The sequence below is a fragment of the Tardiphaga sp. vice304 genome, from assembly GCF_007018905.1.
Taxonomy (GTDB): Bacteria; Pseudomonadota; Alphaproteobacteria; order Rhizobiales; family Xanthobacteraceae; genus Tardiphaga.
In genome coordinates this window covers 37,087-62,158 of sequence record NZ_CP041402.1, presented here as the reverse complement: position 1 = coordinate 62,158, position 25,072 = coordinate 37,087, and the positions used below count along the sequence as shown (strand labels likewise).

The window sequence follows — 25,072 nt, the reverse complement described above, 5'->3', positions numbered from 1 at the left end:
ATGGGAAACCAGTATGCGGGTCAGGCACTTCGTACATCACGCCGGCTCCGCCTTCAGCATCCGCTCCAGCGTTTCCAGCCGGTCGGCTTCGGCGGGCGGTTTGTCCCAGCGCAGCCGGCTGATCCGCGGAAATCGCATCGCCACGCCGGATTTGTGTCGCGGCGAGCGTGCCAGCCCCTCGAAGGCGACTTCCAGCACCAGTCCCTTGTCCGGCTCGTGCGTGACGTGGCGCACCGGGCCGAATTTCTCGGTGGTATTGCGGCGAACGAATTTGTCGATCTGCAGCAACTCCTCGTCGGTAAAGCCGAAATAGGCCTTGCCGACCGGCACCAGCCGGTCGACGCCGTCGGTCGCGGTCCAGACGCCGAAGGTGTAGTCGGAATAATAGGACGAGCGCTTGCCGTGGCCGCGCTGCGCATACATCAGCACGGCGTCGATGATGTGCGGGTCGCGCTTCCATTTCCACCACTGGCCCTTAGGCCGTCCCGGCAGGTAGGCCGAATCGCGCCGCTTCAGCACCACGCCCTCGACGGCGTCGGCATCTTCGCCGGCGCCCGCACTGACCGGATCGGCGCGCGCGGCGGCGAGCGTCTGCCAGTCGGCGAACGGGACCTGCTCGGACAGGTCGATGCGCGGATCGTCGAGCTGTTTGACGTGGGCTTCGAGTTTCGCGCGGCGCTGTTCGAACGGTAACTCACGCAGATCGTCGGTGCCATCATGCAGCAGATCATAGGCGCGCAGATGGATCGGATAGTCCTTCATCAGCTTCGTCGACACGACTTTCCGATTGAGCCGCTGCTGCAGCACGTTGAAGGACTGCACGCGCTGTTCGCGCAACACCAGGAGTTCGCCGTCGATCGCGCCGGGCAGCCGCAGGCTTGGCACCAGGTCGGGAAATGCGCCGGTGATGTCCTCGCCGCTGCGCGAATACAGTCGCGTGACGATGCCGCCGTCGTCGCCCAGGCCGCTGTTCGCCTGGATGCGGATGCCGTCCCATTTCCATTCGGCGACGAAATCATCGGCGTTCAGATTGGCGAAGTCGCTATCCTCGATGGCATGCGCCAGCATCACCGGCCGGAACGGCGCCGGGTCGAGATTGACCGGCTTGTCGGCGCGGCCCTCCAGCCAGTCGAACATCTCGAGATAAGGTGGCGCGAGGCCCGGCCACATCAGCTCGACGTCGTGCGGGTCCTTGTCGCCCAGCGCCGCGGCGGCGGTCTTGGCGAGCCGCGCCGAGACGCCGATCCGCATGCTGCCTGTGACCAGTTTCAGCAGCGCCCAGCGCCCGGTCTCGTCGAGCTCATCGAGCCATCGCGTGAGCTGCGCCGGCAGCTCGGCCTTGCCAAGCGTTCGCAGCGTGTCGACGACTTCGGTCAGCGTTGGTGGCGGCGGGTTGTTGTGGCGTGTGGTAATGCCGCGCGCACTTTCTCCACCTCTCCCCGTTGGGGAGAGATCGGCGCGCGTCAGCGCGGCGGGTGAGGGGGCCTCATCAGAAAGTTCCGAGCCCGCCCCCTCACCCGCCGAATGCCTGACGGCATTCGACGACCTCTCCCCAACGGGGAGAGGTGAAGGGGAGAGCGGCGTTGTCGGCCACATCAGCGCGACGGTCTCCGAGAGATCGCCGACGTAGTCGTATGACAGCTCGAACAGCACCGGATCGGTGCGCGAGGCGATCAGCTCACGGATCATGCCGGCCTTGGCGTGCTTGAACGACAGCGCGCCGGTCAGCGCCGCCAGCGCATAGCCGCGGTCGGGATCGCTTGTCTCGCGAAAATAATTCGTCACCAGCCGGAGCTTGTTGTTGCGGCCGGGCTCGTAAGCGAGGCGATCGAGCAGTTCGGCGAAGCGGTTCATGCGTCCGCGCTCTCGCCGGGAGGCAGCGCCTCCTCCTCTTCCTCGTCGCCATAGCCGACCAAAGCCAGCGGTCGCGCGGTCAGGCCTTTGGTCTGGCACCAGTGCACCAGCGCATCCTCCTGGCCGTGCGTAACCCAGATCTCGCCGGCGCCGGTGGCGCCGATGGTGGCGCAGAGGCCGTCCCAGTCGGCGTGATCGGAGACGATCAGCGGCAGCTCGACGCCGCGCTGCCGGGCGCGGGCACGGACCGTCATCCAGCCGGAGGCAAACGCCGTGACCGGATCGGGAAATCGCCGCGTCCACACGTCGGTGGTGGCCGAGGGCGGCGCCAGCGTGATGGTGCCGGCGAGGTCGGCCTTCCTGACGCCCTTGGCCATGCGGAGGTCGCCGAGATCGATACCGCGGCTTTCGTAATAGCGCGTGATCTTCTCCATCGCGCCGTGCAAATAGATCGGCGCGTCATAGCCGGCCATGCGGATCAGCTTGATGACGCGCTGCGCCTTCCCGAGCGAATAGGCCCCGACCAGATGCGCGCGCTCAGGGAACAGCGCTACGGAGGCCAGGAGCTTCTTCACCTCGAGCGCCGCGTCGCCATGGCGGAACACCGGCAGGCCGAAGGTCGCCTCGGTGATGAACACGTCGCACGGCACCACCTCGAGCGGCGTGCAGGTCGGGTCATAGGCGTCCTTGTAATCGCCGGACGCCACGATGCAGATATCTTCGCAGGTCACCGCCATCTGCGCCGAGCCCAGCACATGGCCGGCCGGATGACATTTGACGGTGACGTCGCCGATCTTGAGCGTCTCGCCATAGGCGATCGTCTGCGTCGAGCCGGCAAAATTCTCGCCGTAGCGAAGCCGCATCATGTCGAGCGTTTCCTGCGTCGCCAGCACGTGGCCGTGGCCGGGGCGGGCGTGGTCGGAATGGCCGTGGGTGATTACGGCGCGATCGACCGGGCGGACCGGGTCGATATGAAAGCCGCCGGGCTTGCAGCACAGGCCGGAGGGAACCGGGATTAGAATATCTTGTGGACGCATCTCAGCTATATAGGTCCCCTTGGGGTTCATTCGAGCCTTGGCAAGTTCGTGATCGCGACTCTTGCGAATGCCCCTCGGGGCGATCGGTTCCCGGCATGCCCGCGCGCTTGTTCATGTCATCCGGCGATATGAACGCCGACCGCCGCTTCGATTATGCCCGCGACCTGCAGGTGCAGGGCAATTTGGTCGCCGCGGAGGACCTGTTCGTGCAGGCCACCGATCTGGCGCCGGGCTTTGCCACCGCCTGGTTCACGCTCGGCGAGGTGCGCGAGGCGCTGGGCGATCTGCCCGGCGCGATCGTGGCGTTCGGCCATGCCAGGGATACTGACGCCGGCGACCGCAACGGCGCCGGCCTGCGCCTGATGCGGCTCGGTGCCGGGCCGTTGGCGAGCATGCCGCCGACCTATGTCACGGCGCTGTTCGACCAATATGCGCCGAAATTCGAAAGCGCTTTGGTGGAGAAGCTGGGCTATCGCGGGCCGGCTGTGCTGTTCAAGGCGGTGCTCGCCGTCTGCGCCGCCACCGAGCGCGCGATGCGTTTCCGCCGTGGCATCGATCTCGGCTGCGGTACCGGCCTTGCCGGCGCAGCCTTTGCCGCCACCACCGGCGCGATGACCGGCATCGACCTGTCGCCGCGGATGGTCGAACGCGCCCGCGCCACGGGCCACTATGCCGAGCTGGAAGTCGCCGAGATCATTGACGGCCTGGGCCGCCAGAGTGCGGCCAGCGCCGATCTGGTGGTCGCTGCCGACGTGCTGATCTATCTGCACGACCTCGCCCCGGTGCTGGCGCAGGTGATGCGCGTGCTGGCGCCCGGCGGCCTCCTGGCTTTCACCGCCGAGAGCCATGGCGGGGTTGGCGTCATCCTTGGCGCCGGCCTGCGCTACGCCTATAGCGAAAGCTACGTGCGGGCATCGATCGCCGCGTCCGGCCTGTCGCTGTGCCGGCTCGACCACATCTCGACGCGCAACGAGGGCAACGTCCCCGTGCCGGTGATGGTGGTGGTGGCGATCAAGACGTAGCGGGCCGTAGCCCGGATGGAGGCAACGTGGCGCGTAGCGCCGCGATGCCGCAATCCGGGGAAAGCGTCTCTATGGACGGGCCGGCCCCGGATTACGCCTGTGCCTTTCGCTCTGCGAGCTCAAGGCAAAGGCTTCATCCGGGCTACGCCAAACACGCTCCAAACAAAAACCCCGGCCGCGAGGCCGGGGTTTTCGTTATCAGCGATGTTGCGAGGCTTAGTACTTGGCAACGATCGGGGAGTTGAAGTGGTAGTTCACGCCGGTGCGGAAGATGTGTTCCGTGACCTTGGTGGTCGAGGTGTAGCCCGTGGTGCCGACCAGGTCGGTGCTGGAGCCGAGATCGACGTAAAGATATTCGGTCTTGGTGGTCCACTGCGGCCCGAACAGGCCGAGCAGTTTGAACGGGGTCTCGATGCCGCCGCCGACGGCGTAGCCGTCCTGGGTCTTGGACAGGCTGTTCGAGGTGCCGGCCACGTTGATCTTGGTCTTCACGCTGCCGTAGGCGTAACCGCCGGTGGCGTAGAACAGGGTCTGACCGACCGAGTAGCCGAGACGGCCGCGAACGGTGCCGAACCAGGGCAGCGTGGCGTCGTAGGAAGCCAGTCCGGTCAGCGCGGTGGTCTTGTTGTCCTTCTGGGACGAACCCTGGAAGTCGGCTTCGACGCCGTACACGATGTTGCCGGCCTGCCAGTTGTAGCCGATCTGACCGCCGCCGATGATGCCGTCGGGCGACAGGTTGAACTGCTCGTTGACTCCCGCAACTGAGGTCAGTGAGCTGCGATCGCGGCCGGTGCCCGAACCGACGTTGCCGCCGAGGTAGAGGCCGGTCCAGTTCGCCGCAACGACCGGAGCGTACGCCGGGTTGCCGTTGATGCGGTAGTTCAGGCCGACGCGGAAGATGTTTTCGCGGATCTCGGTGCTGAAGGTCTGCGGCACGACGGCGGTGAAGGCGTCGGTCTTGTTGCCGAGGTTCAAGTAGAGATATTCGATCTTGCCGGTCCAGTTGCCGCCCAGCGCTGCTTCAACACCGGAGCCGACGGTCCAGCCGCCCTGCATGCGATCGTTCGAGAATGCGGCCACGCCGCCTTCGGTGATCGAGGTCTTGACGTTGCCGTAAGCGTAACCGCCGGTGAAGTAGCTGAGAACCGGGCCCTGCGAGAGACCGATGCGGCCGCGAACGGTGCCGAACCAGTCAACCTTGGAGCTGTAGGCGGTGCGCAGGCCGCCTGCGCCGGTGACGTTGGTGCGGCCGTCGCTCATGTCGGCGCCCTGGATGTCGGCTTCGATGCCGTACACGATCGGGCCGAGCAGCGAGTCGCCCTGCCAGTTGTAGCCGATCTGGCCGCCGCCGAGGACGCCCTGCGGGGCGAGGAACAGCGAATCGCCGGTGAAGCTGTGGCCGGTGCGGTCGCGGCCGATGCCGACGCCGGCGTTGACGCCCATGTAAAAGCCGGTCCAGTTGTACACGGCCAGCACGGGTGCCTTCAGGTAGCGGGCCTTGGCGGCCATGTCAGCGGCTTGTGCGCTCACAGCGGTCGCAACAAGCATCGCTCCAGTGGCAATCATACGTTTCATGGTCGACCTCAGTTCAAATTGAACCGTTAACTTACGGGAGTCGGAGGCTGCTGGCTGTATCTAGGGGGACACAGTGACGGACATTGCGCGCCCGGGAAAGCGACGAAATTATACCTTTTTCCGCATTCAAACGCCCGCCGGCATGTTCGGAACCGTGCGCCCTTCCATGCGGCCAGAACGATGAGGCTTCGCCCCCGGACCATTGCCAAGATCCCCTGGTCCGCACAGGATGCCGGCCGGCCAGACCGCGATCAACGCGGCGGCTTTGAAGCGGCCCGCCCCGGCGGGTCAGCCCCAGGGAGAAACCTCGATGCTTTCGCGTCACCCGTCCGTCCTGTGCAGCGCGGCCGTTGCCGCTGCCCTCGTTTTCGCATCCACCGCCTTCGCCGCCGACAAGAAATATGATCCCGGCGCCTCCGACACGGAGATCAAGCTCGGCCAGACCATTCCCCACAGCGGCCCGGGTTCCCTGTACGGCGTGATCGGGCGGACCCAGGCGGCCTATTTCCAGATGCTGAACGAACAAGGCGGCATCAACGGCCGCAAGATCACGTTCCTGTCGCAGGACGACGCCTACAGCGCGCCGAAGACGGTGGAGGCGACCCGCCGCCTCGTCGAGCAGGACGAGGTGCTGGCGCTGTTCGGATCATTGGGCACCGCGCCGCAATCGGCCGTGCAGAAATATCTCAACAGCAAGAAGGTCCCGCAACTGCTGCTGAACACCGGCGCGTCGCGTTGGAACAACCCGAAAGAGTTCAAGTGGACCATGCCGGGGCTGCCGATCTATTCGACCGAGGGTCGCATTATCGCGCGCTACCTGCTGCAGAAGAACCCGAACGCCAAGGTGGCGGTGCTGTTCCAGAACGACGAATTCGGCCGCGATTACATGAATGCGTTCAAGGAGGTGCTGGTCGAGGCCGGCGGCACGGCGAAGATCGTGGCAGAAGCTTCCTACGACCTCACCGATCCGACCATCGATTCGCAGCTGATCAACCTGGCCAAGTCCGGCGCCGACACGTTCTTCAACATCTCGACCGGCAAGGCGACGTCGCAGACCATCCGCAAGGTGGCGGAACTCGGCTGGAAGCCGCTGCATCTCCTGGTTTCGACCTCGAGCGGCCGCTCGATCATCAATTCCGCCGGCGCCGAGAATGCCAAGGGGATCGTCGCGATGAGCTACACCAAGGAAGTCGGGAGCGAGAAATGGAAGAACGATGCCGACGTGCAGGCCTTCCAGGAACTGCGCAAGAAGTATCTGCCGAACGTCGATCCCGACAACACCATCGCGTTCCAGGGCTATTCGCAGGGCGTGACGATGGCCGAGATCCTGCGCCGTTGCGGCGATGAACTGACCCGCGAGAACGTGCTCAAGCACGCCACCAGCCTCAGCGGCTACCGCGCACCGGTGTTCCTGCCCGGCATCACCTACGGCTTCACGCCGACCGACTACACCACCGTCAGCGCGCTCTATGTAGGCACCTTCAACGGCAGCGACTGGGATCTGTCGGACAAACCGGTCAGCCAGTAGACCGCGCCAGCGCCGTCATTGCGACGTCTCTCGCAATGACGGCGCGCGATGACTAACTGTTTCCGGTGGCCACGAAAAAGAAAAATCCCCCGTCCGATTTGCCCGAGATCTTCACGCGCTGGTTCGCCGCGCGGGGCTGGTCGCCGCGCGACCATCAATTGGCGCTGCTGCAAAAGGCCCGTGAAAACCGTTCGGCATTGCTGATCGCACCGACCGGCGCCGGCAAGACGCTGGCGGGATTTCTGCCGACGTTGGTGGAGCTGAGCGGGGCTGACGTTTCTGCACCAATCGCTGCGCTCAGTGCCCCCTACCCCCTTGCGGGGGAGGGCCGGGGAGGGGGGGCCACAAGCGCCGTCGCCCGCGGCACCCCAACCGCCGACCCCTCGCCGCCGAGCGAAGCTTCGCTTCGCACGGGGGGAGGGGAGCAGATCGCCGTCGCTCTAACGAAGCAAAGCAAGTCCCTCGTCTCGACCGGGCGTGGCGTCACGTCGAGCCGCGGGCTGCACACGCTGTACATCTCGCCGCTGAAGGCACTGGCCGTCGATATTGCGCGCAATCTGGAGGCGCCGATCGCGCAAATGGGGTTGCCGATCCGGGTCGAGACCCGCACCGGCGACACCCCGGTGTCGCGCCGCGCCCGGCAGCGCAAATATCCGCCGGACATTCTGCTCACCACGCCGGAACAGCTCGCGCTGCTGCTATCGTCCGACGATGCGCCGTTCCTGTTCGGCTCGCTGAAGCGCGTCGTGCTCGACGAGTTGCACGCGCTGGTGACCTCGAAACGCGGCGACCTCTTGTCGCTCGGGCTGTCGCGGCTGTGGAAGCTGGCGCCCGACATGCGTATCATCGGCCTGTCGGCCACCGTCGCCGAACCGGAATCGCTGGCGCGCTTCCTGGTGCCGCAAACGGACGGCGAAGTGCTGTCCGCGGACATCGTCACGGCCGGCGGTGCCGCGGCGCCGGTGGTCGAGATGCTCGACACCAAGGAGCGGCTGCCCTGGGCCGGCCATTCCGCGCGCCATGCGCTCGGCGAGATTTACGACCTCGTGAAGGCCAACAGGACCACGCTCGTCTTCGTCAACACGCGCAGCCAGGCCGAGATGCTGTTCCAGGACCTGTGGCGGATGAACGACGACAACCTTGCGATCGCGCTGCATCACGGCTCGCTCGATGTCGGCCAGCGCCGCCGCGTCGAGGACGCGATGGCCGCGGGAAAACTGCAGGGCGTGGTCTGCACCTCCTCGCTCGATCTCGGCGTCGACTGGGGCGATGTCGACCTGGTCATCAATGTCGGGGCGCCCAAGGGCGCCTCGCGGCTGATGCAGCGCATCGGCCGTGCCAATCATCGCCTCAACGAAGCCTCGCGGGCGGTGCTGGTGCCGGCCAATCGTTTCGAAGTGCTGGAATGCGCCGTGGCCATCGATGCCGTAGCCGAGAATGCGCAGGACACACCGCCGTTGCGGACCGGCGCGCTCGACGTTCTGGCGCAGCACATTCTGGGCTGTGCCTGCGGCGCGCCGTTTCTCGCCGATGACCTGTTCGACGAAGTCCGAACCGCTGCGCCTTACACAGAGATGACCCGCGCCAATTTCGATGACACGCTCGATTTCGTCGCCTCGGGTGGCTATGCGCTGAAGAGCTATGAGCGCTTCGCGCGCATCAAACAGGACAAGCAGGGAAGGTGGCGCGTCACCAATCCCAAGGTGCGGCAGATGTACCGCATGAATGTCGGCACCATCGTCGAGGATACCATGCTGCGGGTGCGGCTGGTGCGCGGCGGCAACGGCAAAGGCAAGCGGGCCACCGGCGCGCTGGCGCGCGGCGGGCGCATGCTCGGCCAGATCGAGGAGTACTTCGTCGAGAATCTCGTGGTCGGCGACACCTTCGTGTTCGGCGGCGAGGTGGTGCGCTACGAATCGCTGGTCGAGGACCAAGTCTACGTCTCGCGGGCCAATGACAAGGATGCCCGCGTGCCGTCCTATATGGGCGGCAAGTTTCCGCTCTCTACCTATCTCGCCGAGCGCGTCCGCAAATTGCTCGACAGCGAGCAGGCATGGAAGGGGCTGCCCGACCAGGTCGCCGAATGGCTGTCGCTGCAGGCGCATGTGTCGCATGTGCCGGGCGTGCGCGAACTGGTCGTCGAGACCTTTCCGCGCGCCGACAAATTCTATCTTGTTTGCTATCCGTTCGAAGGCCGCCTCGCGCACCAGACGCTCGGCATGCTGCTGACGCGGCGGCTGGAGCGCGGGCGGGCGCGTCCGCTTGGATTTGTCGCCAATGAATATGCGCTGGCGGTGTGGGGCCTCGGCGACATGTCGCACATGATCTGCCACGGCCGCCTCGACCTCGACGCGTTGTTCGACCCCGACATGCTGGGCGACGATCTCGAAGCGTGGCTCGCCGAATCGGCGCTGATGAAGCGCACCTTCCGCACCTGTGCGGTGATCTCCGGCCTGATCCACACCCGCTTTACCGGCGCCGAAAAGACCAAGCGCCAGGTGCTGTTCTCCACCGACCTGATCTACGACGTGCTGCGCAAGCACCAGCCCGATCATGTGCTGCTGCGCGCCGCGCGTGCGGACGCCGCGACGGGATTGCTGGATATCCGCCGCCTCAGCGACATGCTGGTGCGGATCCAGGGCCGCATCGTCCACAAGGAACTCGATCGCGTCTCGCCTCTGGCGGTGCCGGTGATGCTGGAAATCGGCCGCGAACAGGTGTACGGCGAAGCCTCCGACGAGTTGCTGGCGGAAGCCGCCGAGGAACTCGTCAACGAGGCGATGCGATAATTGTAATTGATGCGCAGACCGTGCGCTCCCTCCCCCCCTTGCGGGGGAGGGTCGGGGAGGGGGGTAGATGCGGAGCTCTGATGATATGACGGCGCTCCGTGCAACCCCCACCCCCGACCCCTCCCCGCAAGGGGGAGGGGAGTCGACCGTCAGCATCGCCGGCGTCACGCTGCATGCCGATCTCTCCGGTGCGTTGTATTGGGAAGAGCAGCGGCTGCTCGTGGTCTCCGACCTGCATCTCGAGAAAGGTTCGAGCTACGCGATGCGCGGCGTGCTGCTGCCGCCGTACGATACCATTGCCACACTCGGCCGGCTCGGCGCGGTGATCGCGCGGCACGATCCACGCACGGTGATCGCGCTCGGTGACAGTTTTCATGACCGCCATGCCCACGACCGGCTGACGCTGGCGAATCGCGAGGTCGTCGCCGCATTGCAGAAGGGGCGCGACTGGGTCTGGATCGCCGGCAACCACGATCCCGCATTGTCGTCGGACATCGGCGGCATCGTCACCGACGAAGTCGCAATCGGGCCGATCACCTTTCGCCACGAGCCGACCGGCGCACAGGGCGAGATCGCCGGCCATCTGCATCCCAAGGCGCGCGTCACGACGCGCGGCCGCTCGATGGAGCGGCGCTGCTTTGCCAGCGACGGCCTGCGCGCCGTCATGCCGGCGTTCGGCGCCTACACCGGTGGGCTCAATATTCGCGACGCCGCCTTTGCAAAAATCTTCCAGACGCTCGGCTTCGTCGCCCATGTGCTCGGTGACAGACGTCTGTATGCGATTGCGGCATCGCGCTGCTGCTGAAATAGCGGTTGCCTGTTCGTATCGCAGAACGCTACCCTTGACGATGCGTTGCCGCATTTGGCGGAGAGGGGCTGGAAATGCCGGACGAAGCAGACACGATCAAAGCGAACCTCGACGCGCAGCGTCCGGAAACATTTCGCTTCAAGGGTTTCGTCAAGTCGCTCGGTCCCGGCCTGATCACCGGCGCCTCCGACGACGATCCCTCCGGCATCGGCACCTACAGCCAGGCCGGCGCGCAGCTCGGCTACGGCATCGGCTGGACCATGCTGCTGACCTTCCCGCTGATGGCCGCGATCCAGGAAATCTCCGGCCGGGTCGGCCGCGTCACCGGGCGCGGCATTGCCGGAAATGTCTGCCGGCATTATTCGTCGCTGCTGCTGAATTTCATCGTCCTGCTGCTGTTCGTCGCCAATGTCATCAATATCGCCGCCGATCTCGGCGCGATGGCCGATGCGACCAAGCTCCTGATCGGCGGCCCGGGTATCGTCTACGTCGTGGCGTTCGGCGTGCTGTCTGTCGCCGCACAGATCTTCTTCGACTACAGGCGCTACGTTTCGGTTCTGAAGTGGCTGACGCTGTGTCTGTTCGCCTATGTCGGCGCGCTCGCCGTATCCAAGGTGCACTGGGGCGAAGCCCTGTCCGGCATACTCGTGCCGCGCATCACCTGGAGCGAGGATTATCTGACCACGGTGGTCGCGATTCTCGGCACCACGATCTCGCCCTACCTGTTCTTCTGGCAGGCCTCGCAGGAGACCGAGGACGAGCGCATCGACCCCGACAAGAAGCCGCTGATCAAGGCGCCGCTCCAGGCAGCCATGGAATTTTCGCGCATTCGCGCCGACACTATCATCGGCATGGCGTTTTCCAACCTGATCGCGCTGTCGATCATCATCACCGCCGCCGCAACCCTGCATGCCACCGGCAAGACCGACATCCAGTCTTCCGCGCAGGCCGCCGAAGCGCTGCGTCCCGTCGCCGGCGCGTTCGCTGAAATCATCTTCGCGCTCGGCATCGTCGGCACCGGCCTCCTGGCAATACCGGTTCTCGCCGGCTCGACCGCCTACGCGGTGGGCGAAGGCCGCCGCTGGCGTGTCGGCCTCGACCGCAAGCCGCGCGAGGCGGTGGCGTTCTATTCGGTGCTGGCACTGGCCGCTGCGATCGGCATCGGGCTGAACTTCACCCCAATCAACCCCATCTCGGCACTGTACTGGAGCGCTGTGATCAATGGCGTGCTCGCGGTACCCGTGATGATCCTGCTGATGGTCATGTCGCGCCGCAGGGCGGTGATGGGCCAGTTCACCATCAAGGGGCCGCTGTACTGGCTCGGCTGGCTCTCCACCGCCGCCATGACGCTGAGCGTGATCGCGATGGGCGTCGGGTTCTTCCTGTAGCGACCCTCGCTAATCTCTTCGGAACACGACGGACGCCATCCAGCCGGTCATCAGCGCCATCAGCGCCGTCACCAGGCCGTAGAACAGACCGTGGTTGCGCGCGGCATTGGCAACGAACTGCTCGAAGCCGACCTTGACGATGTCGAAGGCGGTGTCGGCCTTCGAGATCAGCGCGCCATTGGCAAACAGCTTGATCTCGATGTCATAGGTGCCGATCGGCACTTCCGCGGGCAGCGGGATGCCGGTGCGAAACAAGGTCGGCGTCAGGAATGTGACCGCAGAGGTCGCTTCGCGATACAGGCCGTGCTCGCTGCGCAACCGAACGAAAGCACTGCGGAAAGCGTCGGTCGCCACCACATCGGCATAGTCGGTGCCGACCCGCTGCGTCAGCAGCACGTTGGACAGGCCAAGCTGCTGGCGGCGTTGCACGTCAGGCGGCGCGATCGCGTCGATCGGTCGGTTGGCGAACACCGAGAGATAGGATGGCACCTTCAGGAACTGGCGGGAGTCGGTGTTGATCCAGATCCCGAAGCGGCGTTCCTTGCGCCGCGTGACGAGGTCGGCGCGCGGGCCCGAGACGGTGACGACGAGATCGTAATTGCCGGTGACCGCCGGCGTCTTGTCGTCCTTCTCGACCGAGCCGAACAGCACCAGCTCCTCGCCGGCATAATTCGGCGTCACGGTGACGCGGTGGTTCGACACCGAGACGATCAGCCGCTCGGCCTGCGCGGGCGCGGCGAAGGCCATCGTCAGCAGGATCGCGGCGAGCGCCCTCATCCCGCACCTCCGGTCTCGCGGATGGTGAACAGGTCGGCCGGCTGGATCACCAGCTCGATGGCAAAGCGGATGCCGACCGCCAGGATCAGCAGGCCGAGCAGCAGCCGCAATTGTTCGCCGCGGATCTTCTGCCCGGCGCGGGCGCCGAACTGCGCGCCGGTGACGCCGCCGACCATCAGGATCAGCGCCAGCACGGCATCGACCAGATGGTTGGTCACAGCGTGCAGCAGTGTCGCGAACACCATGGTCACCAGCGTCAGCACCATCGAGGTGCCGATCACCGTGGAGGTCGGAATTCGCAGCCAGTAGATCATGATCGGGATCAGGATGAAGCTGCCGCCGATGCCCATCACCGCGCCGATGAAGCCGATCACCAGGCCGGTTGCGACGATCGGGATCACCGACAGATAGATCTTGGAGCGCTTGAAGCGCATCTTCAGCGGCAGGCCGTGGATCCAGCCATGGCTGCCCGAACGGCGCAGCTGGATGGTCTCGCCGCGGCGTACCCGTACGATGGCGCGCAGCCCTTCCCAGAACATCAGCCCGCCGACGGTACTGAGCAGCACGACATAGGACAGGGCGATCAGCAGGTCGAGCTGGCCAAGGTTGCGCAGCAGCGTGAACACGAAGACGCCAAGCGCGGTGCCGATGATGCCGCCGGATAACAACACGGCGGCCAGCGCGGGGTCGATCGCGCGCCTCCGCCAGTAGGACAGCGCGCCGGAGAATGACGAGGCGGCGATGTGGCTGGCGACCGAGGCGACCGCGACGGCGGGCGCGATGCCGACGAAGATCAACAGCGGGGTCATCAGGAAGCCGCCGCCGATCCCGAACATGCCGGACACGAATCCCACCGCGGCGCCCATCGCGAGGATCAGGAACACGTTGACGGGAATGTCGGCGATCGGGAGATACAGCTGCACGCGCGTTCGCTTCGGAATAGGGCCTCGAGACGGGCCGAAACCGCTCACGGCATGTTTGGCGGACGCGCGGATCGCGCCGCGCTCCCTGCATAACCGATTAGCCGCCGGAGCGGATTAAGGAAATCCTCATGGACGAGGTTTTTCGGCGGGCGCGATGACGCACTTCGCAAGGTGGTGAACGGTTTTGGTGAATGCAGGTGGCCTGCGACCCCCTTGTCATTCCGGGCTCGCTCGCCGCTAACGCGCTCGCGCCCCGGAATGACAGTGCTTTCTACTTCGCCGCGCGCTTGCCGGTTGCTTTCGCGGCGTCCGGGCCGTCCCAGCCGCCGGCGGGGGCGTGGACGTTGATGGCGTCGTCGGGCTGGCCTACCGGCGTGAAGGACTGGATCGCGAGCTTCGCTGCCGCCAGCGACGACGGATCGAGGCGCTTGGCGACGTCGTCGCGCTTGCGGCCGGCATCGGCGTCGCCCTGGGCGGCGGCGAGGCTGAACCATTTGAAGGATTCGGCAAGGTTCTGTTCGACGCCGATACCGCGGGCGTAGAGAATACCGAGGTTGAACTGGCTGTCGGCGACGCCGCGTTCGGCCGCCTTGCGGAACCAGAGCGACGCGCTCTTGTAGTTGGCGCCGCGGCCCGCGCCATCGGCGTCGAGCACCGCGAGATTGTGCATCGCCTTGGCGTTGCCACGCTCGGCGGCCTGCAGGTAATAGCGGCGCGCGGCGTCGAGGTCCTTTTTGCCGCTCATGCCTTTCTCAAACAGCGTGCCGAGCCGGAACATCGCCGGCACCACGCCGGCGTCCGCCGCGCGGCCGTACCATTTGGTGGCCTCGTCGAAATTGACGGCAACGCCCCTGCCTTCGGCATAGCGTGCGCCGATCTCGAAGGCCGCGGTGGCGTCGCCCTTCAACGCCGCGCTACGCAGCGCGCCGCCGATCGCGTCGGGCAGCTTCTCGCTGGCGGGGATCGGGACCGTCGCAAGCTTCTGGCCGCTCGGCGGCAATACCGGGACGGCACCGGCCACCGGCGGCTGCGGGGGCGTAATGCTGCCGGTCACGTCCGGCGAGATGTAGGGCACGGCGGGCGCCTGTGGCACCGCTTGCGGTGCCGGCGCGGGCTGCGTGGCGGGCGCCTGGGCGTTGAGCGACTGCCGGCCCATCGGGGTCGGCGAGGTCAAGGAGGGCATGGCCGGGGCGGGCGCTGCCGGCGCGCTCTGGGGCTCCGCCGGCTCGGCTTCTTCGAGCGGCTCGGCGTCCTGGGCCTGTTGCATGAACGGCGCCGTCGAGGGGCTGTCGAGCAGCGTCATCGCCACCTTGAACGAGCCGAGCACGATTACGACCACGCTGACGCCGACCAGCAGCGAGCGGATCTTGGAACTGATGGTCGAGCCCCCGGCCTCGGTGCCGGCAGGCTTCGCGGCGGGGCGCGATCGATCGGGGGCGGACGCGGCAGCGGCCTTGGCCGCGCGGCGCGCGGCGGCGATGAAGCTGGAGGCGTTGGCCTGCTCCTTGGCGTCAACGATTTCGCTGATCGCCTCCTCGGAGGCGGCAATGCGTTCCGACGGCGTGCCGACGCGGGCCTGCGGCCGGGTTCCCGGCTCCAGCGGGAAATCCGGCGGCAATTGGGCATCGACCGCCGGTCGCGAGGCCGCCGCACGGTCGGAGGAAGGCGGTATCCGGGCGGCCGACGGCGGATCGAGAATGTCGCTGATCGCCTTCGGAATCTCGGTTTTGGGCGTTTCGGTTTTGGGGATCTCGATTTTGAGCAGCTCGTTTTTCGGCGCCGAGAAGGCGGGCGCCGGCTCGTGCGAGATGGCGGTCGCCGCGAATTCGCGCGGCGCGGCATCGAACTGCGCCACCGGACCGGACCGGGCTTGCGGCGGCACCGGGGTCGGTTCGACCGGCAGCGCTTTGGGCGGGGTGGGCTGTACGGGATTGGCCAATTGCGGGCGCGGCGGCGGCGCCATGGTGGTCGGGCTGACCGTGGCGCGCGCCACCGGCGCGTGCGGGATCGGCGGCGCGGTCTTCACGCTGCGCAGGTCGCCTTCGATCATCGCCAGGCGATCGACCACATGGCCGAGCGTGGCGTGCACGACTTCCAGCGAATCCTGGGTGTGGCGGTCGGTCTCCGACTGGCTGAAGCGCATGTCGGACAGTTCGCGCTTGATGGTATCGACCAGCGCCGGGTCCATCGTCGGCAGGCTGCGGGCCTCGGTCAGTGCTGCGAAGCTCGCCTGCTGGCGCTCCAGATGGCGCAGAATGTCCTGCAGCCCGTCCTCGACGCGGCCGAGATTGCCCGCGCGCGGATCGCTGGTGGTTTCGATCCGCTCCAGCAGATAGGAGACGCGCTGCTCGAGATGCGCAAACGCCGCCGAACTGTCATTGCCCACCGGCAGATGGTCGAGCCGGTCCGACAGCGCCTTTAATGCGCCTTCGAGATGTTCGGAATTCGGCGCGGGCTGCGGCTTGTCGCGGTTTTCCAGCGCGGTGGTCAGCGTCATGATGCGCGCTTCGAGCGCGGCAAAGGAATCGCTGTGCTGGTCGGTGCGCGCCAGCTGGTCGACCTTCATCGACAGCGACTGCACGTCGCCGGCGAGACGTCCGAGTGCCTCGTTGGAGGCGACGTTGGAGACGATCGCGCGAAGCGCGGCGATGGCGCCTTCGAGCTGCTGCATGGTGCCGGGATCGTCGCTGGAGCGCACGATCAGGTCGATCTTGCCGCCGAGGTTGCGGATCGCGTCGTCGAATCCGGCGAGCTGTTCGGCCGGCGTCAGCCTCTGCAGCGTGGCGCGGATTTCGCCGAGCGCGCGTTCGACGCCGGCCAACGCCGTATTGTCGATGCCGCTCTGCTTGCTGTCGTCGATGCGCCGGGCGAGCGAGCGGATCTCGCTCTCGAGCGACTCGATGGCGCGGCGCGGCAGCGCCTCGGTGACGACGCTGCGGATTTCGGCGAGCTCAGAGCGGAAGGCGGCGATCGACTGCTCGATGCCGGTGTCGGGGCGCTGCAGCGCGTCGATCTGGCTGGTGATATGCGATAGCTGTCGCTCGATCGCAGATGTGTTCACGACAGGCGCGGCAGCGGCAGCGCGAGCCGGTGCGATCGGCGGCGCATTCTTCCGTGGCACGCCGTCGAGCTCGCTCTGCCGCGCGGTGATTTCGGAGATCGCAAAATCCAGCGAGAACGGATCGATCGGTGGCGTCGGGTTGTAGACCTTTGCGGCCGCGCGCTCGACGGTGTCGTGGCTGTGCGGCGCAGGCGCGGCTTCGTTGATCTGCGAGAGCCGGGCGTCGAGCCGCGAGATCGCGTCGTTGAGCTGGCGGGCGACGCCGGGTTCCTGGCCGACGGGTTTTGCAAATTGTTCGATCTGCCGGGTGATGGCGTCGAGCCGGTGGTGGATCTCGGCGACGTCGGCGGCTTCGCGATGCGGCAAGGCCGGGCGCGGCATCAGCGGGGGCTGGTCGGTGCGCGCGCGTTGGTTCGGTGAGGTAAAGGACGGCGGCGCCGTATCGCCGATGGTCGAGTTCAGCCAGTCGCCGAGCGACATCCCGGCGCGGCGCGCAGCCGCTTCGGCCCGCTCGCGAACCGACGGCTCGATGCCTTCTACATTCCAGGATACGCGCGAATTCATTCCGGTTCCGAGCCTTGTTCAGCCTGTTCCCGGCCCCGCACGTCCCGATGACGGAACAATTGCGAACGGCGCGGGCGGTCTGCCTCTGTCCCGGACTTTTTCCTGTTACGGTAAATAACCGGTTAAGGATCGTGGCGGATCGGCCGTAAAAGTTAACTTCCGCATCATAATTGCCGATTCAGCCGGTCAGATCAGGCGCTTAGGGCAAGGCTGCCGAGCCGGCGGGCGCGGTCGTCGACATTGCCGGACTACCGCGTGAACAAGGCGCCGAGGTCGTCGACGTCAGCTTCGGTGATGGCGGTTTGCGACTGATGCATCACGGCGGACTGGCCGATATAGGCCCAGTAGATGAACTCGGCGCGGGGCAGCGCCTTGCGGCTCTCGACCCCGGATTCGGTCAGCAGCTTGGCGATATAGGCCACCCGCTGCAGATCAACCGACGCCACCACGGCCGCGGCCGACGGGTCGGTGGTCGCCCATGACCGGATGGCGCGGTCGAGCCTGCGATCTTCCTCAAAACCGAGCCGCATCAAGGCGGTCAATCGCGCCGGCCCGGTGAGCGTGGTGTCGATATCGCGGATCACGCGGTCGCCGACACGCTCCCGCCATTCCCGCAGCAAGGCCTGGCGATAATCCTCGATGTCCTTAAAATGCCAGTAGAAACTGCCGCGCGACACGTCCAGCCCGGCGGCCAGTGCGCCGACCTTCAGGGCCTGTTCGCCCTGGCCAGCCAGCGTCCGCAGGCCATGCTTGATCCAGTCGGTGATGGTGAGGCGATCTTTCACACCCTCACCATACACATATGTATTGACGACCGCCACCCAGTCCGGGTAGTTTTCCATGCAGGGATGTATGGAAACGACAAGAGTGTTGGCGATGACCGGTCTCGACACCAAGTACGACTACATGCGCGGGCACGACCCGGCCGTGCTGTGGGATCTGCTGCATCCTGACGCGGTGTTCGAAAGCCCCGTCGTGCATACGCCGCAACGTGGCCGTGATATCGTCTTCAAATATCTCGTCAGTGCCGAAAAGGTGCTCGGCGGCGCCGGCTTCGCCTATCGCGGCGAATGGCGCAACGATCGCAGTGTAATTCTGGAATTCGATACAACGCTCGAGGGCATCGTCATCAACGGCGTCGATATGATCACGTTCGATAGCAACGACCGCATCGTTCATTTCAAAGTCATGGTGCGCCCGCTCAAGGCCATCAATGTCCTGCACCGCCTGATGGGCGAGCGTCTCGCCTAACCGTCGACCTCCATCTAAGGAACGCTCATGCCCAGCTATAAAGCCCCCCTCGAAGACGTCGGCTTCCTGCTCAACGACGTGTTCCAGTTCGACAACTACAACAATCTGCCCGGCTTCGCCGATGCCTCGCCCGACGTCCGCGAGGCGATCCTGCAAGAGGCGGCCAAGCTGTCCGAGCAGGTGCTGCAGCCGTTGAACCGCTCCGGCGACCTCGAAGGCTGCGTCCGCCACGCCGACGGCAGCGTCACCACGCCAAAGGGGTTCAAGGAAGCCTACAAGCAGGTCACCGAGGGTGGCTGGCTCGGCCTGTCGTCGCCGGCGGAGTTTGGCGGCCAGGGCCTGCCGGTGGCGCTCTCCCAGACTGTCAATGAATTCCAGTGCTCCGCCAACATGGCGTTCTCGATGTATGGCGGCCTGACCATGGGCGCCACCGCGGCGCTGGTCGTGCACGGCAAGCCTGAGCAGAAGGCAATCTTTCTGCCGAAGATGGTGAGCGGCGAATGGACCGGCACCATGAACCTGACCGAGCCGCATTGCGGCACCGACCTCGGCTTGCTGCGCACCAAGGCCGCGCCGCAGGGCGACGGCAGCTACAAGATTTCCGGCACCAAGATTTTCATCTCCGCCGGCGAGCACGATCTGGCCGATAACATTATCCATTTGGTGCTGGCGCGCATCGAAGGCGCACCTGCCGGTATCAAGGGCGTGTCGCTGTTCGTGGTGCCGAAGGTGCTGGTTAATGAAGACGGCTCGCTCGGCGCGCGCAACGGCGTCAGTTGCGGCTCGATCGAGCACAAGATGGGCATCCACGGCAATTCCACCTGCGTGATGAACTACGACAACGCCCAGGGTTGGCTGATCGGCGAAGAGAACAAGGGCATGCAGGGCATGTTCGTGATGATGAACGAGGCACGGCTCGGCGTCGCGGTGCAAGGTCTCGCGCAGTCCGAAGTCGCCTATCAGAACGCGGTCGCCTATGCGAAGGACCGCCTTCAGGGTCGCTCGCTGACCGGGCCGAAGGCGCCTGACAAGCCGGCTGACCCGATCATCGTGCATCCCGACGTGCGGCGCACGCTGCTCACCATCCGCGCCTTCAATGAGGCGGCGCGCGCGATGGTGGTATGGACCGCGCTGAAGAGCGACGTCGCGCATCGCAGCGAAGACCCGAAGGAGCGTCAGGCCGCCGATGATCACATGGGCCTGATGACCCCGGTGCTGAAGGGCGTGCTGACCGATGGCGGCTTTGCCAATGCGGTGTCGGCGCAGCAGATGTTCGGCGGCCACGGCTACATCGCCGAATGGGGCATGGAGCAGTTCGTGCGCGATGCCCGTATCGCCATGATCTATGAGGGCACCAACGGCATCCAGGCGCTCGATCTGGTCGGCCGCAAGCTGCCGCGCGATGGCGGCCGTGCGGCGATGGCGTTCTTCGGCGAGGTCGCGGCGTTTGCCAAGGAGCACGGCGCCGACGAGGCGATGAAGCCCTATGTCGATCCGCTGTCGGGCGCGCTCGGCCATCTGCAGCAGGCGACGATGTGGCTGATGAACAACGCCATGATGAAGCCCGACAATGCCGGCGCCGGCGCCACCGATTACATGCAACTGTTCGGCCTGACCTCCTTCGCCTATATGTGGGCGAAGATGGCCAAGGTGGCGCAGGACAAGATTGCCGCTTCGGGGGCGACGCCGTATCTCACCACCAAGCTGGTGACCGGCCGCTTCTTCATGGAGCGGATGTTGCCGGAAACCTCGGTCCATCTAGCGCGCATCCAGACCGGTGCTGCAACGACGATGGAGCTTCCGGCGGAAGCGTTCTGAAGACAATACATACTCCGTCATTGCGAGGCCAAGGAAAGTTGGCTAGCCAACTTCCCTCTTAGCGAAGCGACGCGGCAATCCAGAGAGCCACAAGCGAAAGACTGGATTGCTTCGTCGCAACGGCTCCTCGCAATGACGGCTGATAGATCTGCATAAAAATTCGTCCGGCTCGCTCGCAGCCGGGACTCAAACGGGAGAAACCGAATGCCCGAGGCCTATATCTACGATCACGTGCGTACCCCGCGCGGCCGCGGCAAGGCCGACGGGTCGCTGCATGAGGTGACCGCGCTGGCGCTCGCCACCGCGCCGCTGAAGGCGCTGAAGGAACGCAACAACATCCAGCCCGGCACCATCGACGACGTCATTCTCGGCTGCGTCGATCCGGTCGGCGAGGCCGGCGGCGACATCGCCCGCATGGCGGCGCTGTCGGCGGGCTACGGCAATGACGTGCCGGGCATCCAGATCAACCGTTTCTGTGCCTCCGGCCTCGACGCGGTGAATTTCGCCGCGGCGCAGGTGATGTCCGGCCAGCATGAGATGACGATCGGCGGCGGCGCGGAATCGATGAGCCGGATCGGCATCGGTGCCTCCGGCGGCGCCTGGCCGGTCGATCCCTCGATCGCGGTGCCGGCCTACTTCATGCCGCAGGGCGTCTCGGCCGATCTGATCGCGACCAAATACGGCTTCTCGCGCGACGACGTCGATGGCTACGCCGTGCAGAGCCAGCAGCGTTCCGCAAAATCCTGGGAAGAAGGCCGCTTCGCCAAGTCGGTCATTCCGGTCAAGGACATCAATGGCCTGACGATTCTGGCCCGCGACGAGCACATGCGCCCGACCACGACCATGCAGTCGCTCGCGGCCTTGCAGCCGTCCTTCGTGACGATGGGCCAGATGGGCGGGTTTGACGCGGTAGCGATCCAGTCGCATCCGGAAATCGAGCGCGTCAATTATGTGCACCACGCCGGCAACTCGTCGGGCATCGTCGATGGCGCCGCCGCCGTGCTGCTGGGCTCCGAGGCTGCCGGCAAGAAGGCCGGCCTCAAGCCGCGCGCGAAAATCCGCGCCTTCGCCAATATCGGCTCCGAGCCGGCGATGATGCTGACCGGCCCGGTCGACGTGACCAAGAAGGTGCTGGAGCGTTCCGGCATGAAGCTGTCGGACATCGATCTGTTCGAGCTCAACGAGGCCTTCGCCTCCGTCGTGCTGCGCTTCATGCAGGCGTTCGAGATCGACAATGACAAGATCAATGTCTGCGGCGGCGCGATCGCGATGGGTCATCCGCTCGGCGCCACCGGCGCGATGATCCTCGGCACCGTGCTGGACGAGCTGGAGCGCACCGGCAAGTCGACCGCACTGGTGACGCTGTGCATCGGCGGCGGCATGGGCACCGCCACGATCATCGAGCGGGTATAGTTCGGTCTTCCCCTCCCCCCTTGTGGGTGAGGGTGGCTCGAAGCCCGCGAAGCGGGTTCGAGACGGGAGAGGGGGCGCCACACGCGACGGCGTTTGTGGCTCCCCCTCTCCCGCCTTCGCTTAGCTCAGGCACCCTCCCCCACATGGGGGGAGGGGAAGCAAGTTCAACCCGTCGCGCGGACGGTGATCGGCGCATTCAGCAACGGTACTTCGGGTAGTGCCATCAGAGCAGGCTTGGCGAAATGATAGCCCTGGAACAGCGAGATGCCGGCGGCGCGCAGCAAGGCGAGTTCTTCGGCGCTCTCGACGCCTTCGCCGAGCACGGTGATTTCGAGTTCGCGCGCGATGCCGACGATGCCGGCGACGATCGCCTGCTTGGCGCGGCTGAGATGAATGTCACGCAACAGTTCCATATCGATCTTGATCAGGTCCGGCTGCAACCGCGCCAGCAGGCCGAGGCCGGCGAAGCCGGAGCCGAAATCGTCCAGCGCGGTCATAAAGCCGAATTCCTTGTACGCCTCGACGACCTTCTGCACATGCGCGACGTCCGTCATCCGTTCGTTTTCGGTGAACTCGAACATCAGGTTCCGGTACGGAAAGTTGACGCGCGTCGCGGCAGCCAGGGATTTCTGGATGCAGGCGGCGGGCTCGTAGACCGCGTTCGGCATGAAATTGATCGACAGCCGCAGATGCGGCTGCTTGAACAGCGCGCCGGCGGTCTCGATCGCCAGCACGCGTGCCGCCTGGTCGAAGCGGTAGCGGGTGGCGGCGGTGACCTTGCTCAGCACCGACCAGGCCGACTCGCCATTTGGGCCGCGGACCAGCGCCTCATAGCCCCAGACGCGTCCGACATTGAGGTCGACGATCGGCTGGAACGCCATCTTGAATTCGAACGGGAGCGGAACATCGTCCCGGCATCCCTCACACTTGCCACCCATGAAACCCTAACCTTCGCCTGACCCGTCTACTATTCAGATAACGACGACAACTGAATATCGGGTAAATGGCTTGTACGAACCGAACACAGGAGCGTCCGATGAGCTACGCAAACTTCAAGATCGAGACCGATGCCGATGGGATCGCCCTTGTCACGTGGGATATTCCCGGCCGTTCCATGAACGTGCTCGATGTCACCACCATCACGGAACTCGGTGCGATCGTCGATGCAACGACCGCGGACGCGGGTGTAAAGGGCGTCGTCATCACCTCCGGCAAGGAGGCATTTTCCGCCGGCGCCGACCTGTCGATGCTGGAGGGCATGGGCCGGTTGTTCGCCGAAACCAAGCAGACGAAAGGCGAGGAAGCCGCCCAGCAGATGCTGTTCGACGAGAGTCGCAAGCTGTCGCTGACGCTGCGCAAGATCGAGACTTCCGGCAAGCCGTGGGTCGCGGCGATCAACGGTCTGGCACTCGGCGGCGCGTTCGAAGTGACTTTGGCCTGCCACTACCGCGTCGCGGCTGAAAATCCGAAGACCCGGCTCGGCCTGCCGGAGATCAAGGTCGGCCTGTTTCCGGGCGGCGGCGGCACCCAGCGCATCGCGCGGCTGCTGCAGCCGCAGGATACCATGCAGATGCTGCTGAAGGGCGAGGCGCTGAACCTCGCCAAGGCCAAGGCGATGAAGCTGGTCGATGCGGTGGTGCCCGCCGGCGAGATGATTTCGGTCGCCAAGGAATGGATCAAGGCCGGCGGCAAGGCCGTGGCACCGTGGGACGAGAAGGGCTTCAAGCTGCCCGGCGGTCCGGTCTACTCCAAGCAGGGCATGCAGATGTTCCCGGCCGGCAACGCGATCTATCGCCGCGAGACCTTCGACAACTATCCGGCCGCGCGGGCCGTGATGCAGTGCGTCTATGAAGGCCTGCAACTGCCGATGGACGCCGCCCTTCGCGTCGAGTCGCGCTACTTCGCCAAGATTCTGCAGAGCAAGGAAGCCGCGGCAATGATCCGCAGCCTGTTCGTCTCGATGCAGGAACTGACCAAGGGCGCCCGCCGCCCGCAGAACATTCCGCCTACCAAGGTGAAGAAGCTCGCGGTGATCGGCGCCGGCTTCATGGGCGCCAGCGTCGGCTTCGTCTCGGCGCGCGGCGGCATGGACGTGGTGCTGATCGACCGCGACCAGGCCTCGGCCGACAAGGGCCTCGGCCATTGCGAGGCGGCGATCGACGCGCTGATCTCGAAGGGCCGTGCCAAGGAGGCCGACAAGGCGGCTTTGATGGCAAAGATCACGGCGACCGCTGATTTCGACGTTATTCGGGAGTGCGACCTCGTCATCGAAGCGGTGTTCGAGGATCGCGCGGTCAAGGCCGAGATCTACAAGAAGGTTCAGCCGCTATTGAAGGAAGGCGCGATCATCGCGTCCAACACCTCGACGCTGCCGATCAATTCGCTGGCCGAGGAATTCACCGACCAGTCGAAGTTCATCGGCATCCATTTCTTCTCGCCGGTGGAGAAGATGATGCTGGTGGAAATCATCGTCGGCAAGAACACCGGCGACGTCGCGCTCGCCACCGCACTCGATTATGTTCGCGTGATCGGCAAGACGCCGATCGTGGTGAACGATTCCCGCGGCTTCTTCGCCAATCGCTGCGTGCTGCGCTTCACTGCCGAAGGCCTGGAAATGCTGATGGAAGGCGTACCGCCGGCGATGATCGAGAACACCGCCAAGATGGCCGGCATGCCGGTCGGGCCGCTGTCGCTGTCCGACGAGATCGCGCTCGATCTGGTCTTGAAGATCATGAAGGCCACCGAGGCGGATCTCGGTTCGCAGGCGGTCGACCAGGCGCAGAAGAAGCTGATCGTCGAGATGGTCGAGAAGCAGGAGCGCTTCGGCCGCAAGAACGGCAAGGGCTTCTACGAGTATCCGCCGAAGGGCAAGGGGTCCAAGAGTCTGTGGCAGGGGCTTGGTGAGTTGATCCCGGCCTCGGTCGATCCCGACACGCTCGACATCGAGGAGTTGAAGCAGCGCTTCCTGGTGGTGCAGGCGGTAGAAGCCGCACGCACGGTGGAGGACCATGTCATCACCGATCCGCGGGAGGCCGATGTCGGCTCGATCCTCGGCTTCGGCTTCGCGCCGTTCACCGGCGGCACGCTGAGCTATATCGACTTCATGGGAACGAAGGAGTTCGTGGCATTGTGCCAAAAGCTCGAAGCCAAATACGGCTCGCGCTTCACGCCGCCGAAGCTGCTGGTCGAGATGGCGGCGAAAGGCGAGACGTTCTACGGTCGATTCCCGCCGAAGAAGCTCGCGGCTTGATCGTTCTTGCTTCC

Annotated in this window: 17 protein-coding genes; 9 read left to right on the top strand and 8 right to left on the bottom strand. The window is 65.5% G+C overall.

Annotated elements, in window-relative coordinates; translation table 11 throughout:
* Nucleotides 1-36 precede the first annotated feature (36 nt).
* Both FNL56_RS00225 and FNL56_RS00220 read right to left on the bottom strand, forming a co-directional pair.
* Nucleotides 37-1,854: an ATP-dependent DNA ligase gene (locus tag FNL56_RS00225; RefSeq protein ID WP_143571114.1), complete on the bottom strand. Its 1,818-nt coding sequence runs from the start codon at nt 1,852-1,854 to the stop codon at nt 37-39.
* Nucleotides 1,851-2,891: a ligase-associated DNA damage response exonuclease gene (locus FNL56_RS00220; protein WP_143571113.1), complete on the bottom strand. Its 1,041-nt coding sequence runs from the start codon at nt 2,889-2,891 to the stop codon at nt 1,851-1,853. The genes FNL56_RS00225 and FNL56_RS00220 overlap by 4 nt, the downstream gene beginning before the upstream one ends.
* A 95-nt stretch (nt 2,892-2,986) precedes the next feature.
* On the opposite strand from FNL56_RS00220, the gene FNL56_RS00215 reads away from it, so the two are divergent.
* Nucleotides 2,987-3,913 (top strand): methyltransferase domain-containing protein, encoded by a 927-nt coding sequence (locus FNL56_RS00215; RefSeq protein WP_143577303.1) that lies wholly within the window; start codon nt 2,987-2,989, stop codon nt 3,911-3,913.
* A gap of 216 nt (nt 3,914-4,129) precedes the next feature.
* Here the strand turns inward: FNL56_RS00215 and FNL56_RS00210 are convergent, their stop codons facing one another.
* Entirely contained in the window at nt 4,130-5,488 is a 1,359-nt protein-coding gene (locus tag FNL56_RS00210; RefSeq protein WP_143577302.1) for an outer membrane protein, read from the bottom strand.
* A 310-nt stretch (nt 5,489-5,798) separates the two neighbouring features.
* Between FNL56_RS00210 and FNL56_RS00205 the strand changes: the two genes are divergently transcribed.
* The 4 genes from FNL56_RS00205 to FNL56_RS00190 all read left to right on the top strand — a co-directional run bounded on the left by FNL56_RS00205 (nt 5,799) and on the right by FNL56_RS00190 (nt 12,001).
* Nucleotides 5,799-7,016, top strand: a complete 1,218-nt coding sequence (locus FNL56_RS00205; RefSeq protein ID WP_143571110.1) for an ABC transporter substrate-binding protein — start codon at nt 5,799-5,801, stop codon at nt 7,014-7,016.
* Between the two features lie 65 nt (nt 7,017-7,081).
* Nucleotides 7,082-9,805 (top strand): ligase-associated DNA damage response DEXH box helicase, encoded by a 2,724-nt coding sequence (locus FNL56_RS00200; protein ID WP_168202820.1) that lies wholly within the window; start codon nt 7,082-7,084, stop codon nt 9,803-9,805.
* A gap of 85 nt (nt 9,806-9,890) precedes the next feature.
* A complete protein-coding gene (gene pdeM / locus FNL56_RS00195; protein ID WP_143571108.1) occupies nt 9,891-10,610 on the top strand; it encodes a ligase-associated DNA damage response endonuclease PdeM in 720 nt (239 codons plus the stop codon).
* Between the two features lie 77 nt (nt 10,611-10,687).
* Nucleotides 10,688-12,001 carry an NRAMP family divalent metal transporter gene (locus tag FNL56_RS00190; RefSeq protein ID WP_143581701.1) on the top strand — a complete coding sequence of 438 codons (1,314 nt, stop codon included), beginning with the start codon at nt 10,688-10,690 and terminating at the stop codon, nt 11,999-12,001.
* Nucleotides 12,002-12,010: 9 nt separating this feature from the next.
* On the opposite strand, the gene FNL56_RS00185 is transcribed toward FNL56_RS00190, so the two are convergent.
* From FNL56_RS00185 to FNL56_RS00170, 4 genes are all read right to left on the bottom strand, one after another.
* Complete coding sequence (locus FNL56_RS00185) at nt 12,011-12,778, bottom strand: TIGR02186 family protein (RefSeq protein ID WP_143571106.1); 768 nt, start codon at nt 12,776-12,778, stop codon at nt 12,011-12,013.
* The gene (locus tag FNL56_RS00180) at nt 12,775-13,701 is read right to left on the bottom strand and encodes a sulfite exporter TauE/SafE family protein (RefSeq protein ID WP_168202819.1); all 927 of its coding nucleotides are present in this window, start codon (nt 13,699-13,701) and stop codon (nt 12,775-12,777) included. The genes FNL56_RS00185 and FNL56_RS00180 overlap by 4 nt, the downstream gene beginning before the upstream one ends.
* Nucleotides 13,702-13,972: 271 nt before the next feature.
* Nucleotides 13,973-17,326 (bottom strand): SEL1-like repeat protein, encoded by a 3,354-nt coding sequence (locus FNL56_RS00175; RefSeq protein WP_143581700.1) that lies wholly within the window; start codon nt 17,324-17,326, stop codon nt 13,973-13,975.
* 248 nt (nt 17,327-17,574) lie between these two features.
* A complete protein-coding gene (locus FNL56_RS00170) occupies nt 17,575-18,168 on the bottom strand; it encodes a TetR/AcrR family transcriptional regulator (RefSeq protein ID WP_143581699.1) in 594 nt (197 codons plus the stop codon).
* A gap of 34 nt (nt 18,169-18,202) precedes the next feature.
* Here FNL56_RS00170 and FNL56_RS00165 point away from each other — a divergent pair, with 34 nt between their 5' ends.
* The 3 genes from FNL56_RS00165 to FNL56_RS00155 all read left to right on the top strand — a co-directional run bounded on the left by FNL56_RS00165 (nt 18,203) and on the right by FNL56_RS00155 (nt 21,808).
* Entirely contained in the window at nt 18,203-18,577 is a 375-nt protein-coding gene (locus FNL56_RS00165) for a nuclear transport factor 2 family protein (protein ID WP_143581698.1), read from the top strand.
* Nucleotides 18,578-18,604: 27 nt separating this feature from the next.
* Nucleotides 18,605-20,395 carry an acyl-CoA dehydrogenase C-terminal domain-containing protein gene (locus FNL56_RS00160; protein WP_143581697.1) on the top strand — a complete coding sequence of 597 codons (1,791 nt, stop codon included), beginning with the start codon at nt 18,605-18,607 and terminating at the stop codon, nt 20,393-20,395.
* A gap of 204 nt (nt 20,396-20,599) precedes the next feature.
* Nucleotides 20,600-21,808 (top strand): acetyl-CoA C-acetyltransferase, encoded by a 1,209-nt coding sequence (locus FNL56_RS00155; protein WP_143571100.1) that lies wholly within the window; start codon nt 20,600-20,602, stop codon nt 21,806-21,808.
* 164 nt (nt 21,809-21,972) lie between these two features.
* Here the strand turns inward: FNL56_RS00155 and FNL56_RS00150 are convergent, their stop codons facing one another.
* Nucleotides 21,973-22,746, bottom strand: a complete 774-nt coding sequence (locus FNL56_RS00150) for an EAL domain-containing protein (RefSeq protein WP_143581696.1) — start codon at nt 22,744-22,746, stop codon at nt 21,973-21,975.
* A gap of 98 nt (nt 22,747-22,844) precedes the next feature.
* Here FNL56_RS00150 and FNL56_RS00145 point away from each other — a divergent pair, with 98 nt between their 5' ends.
* Nucleotides 22,845-25,058 (top strand): 3-hydroxyacyl-CoA dehydrogenase NAD-binding domain-containing protein, encoded by a 2,214-nt coding sequence (locus tag FNL56_RS00145; RefSeq protein ID WP_143571098.1) that lies wholly within the window; start codon nt 22,845-22,847, stop codon nt 25,056-25,058.
* The last annotated feature ends 14 nt before the right edge of the window (nt 25,059-25,072 follow it).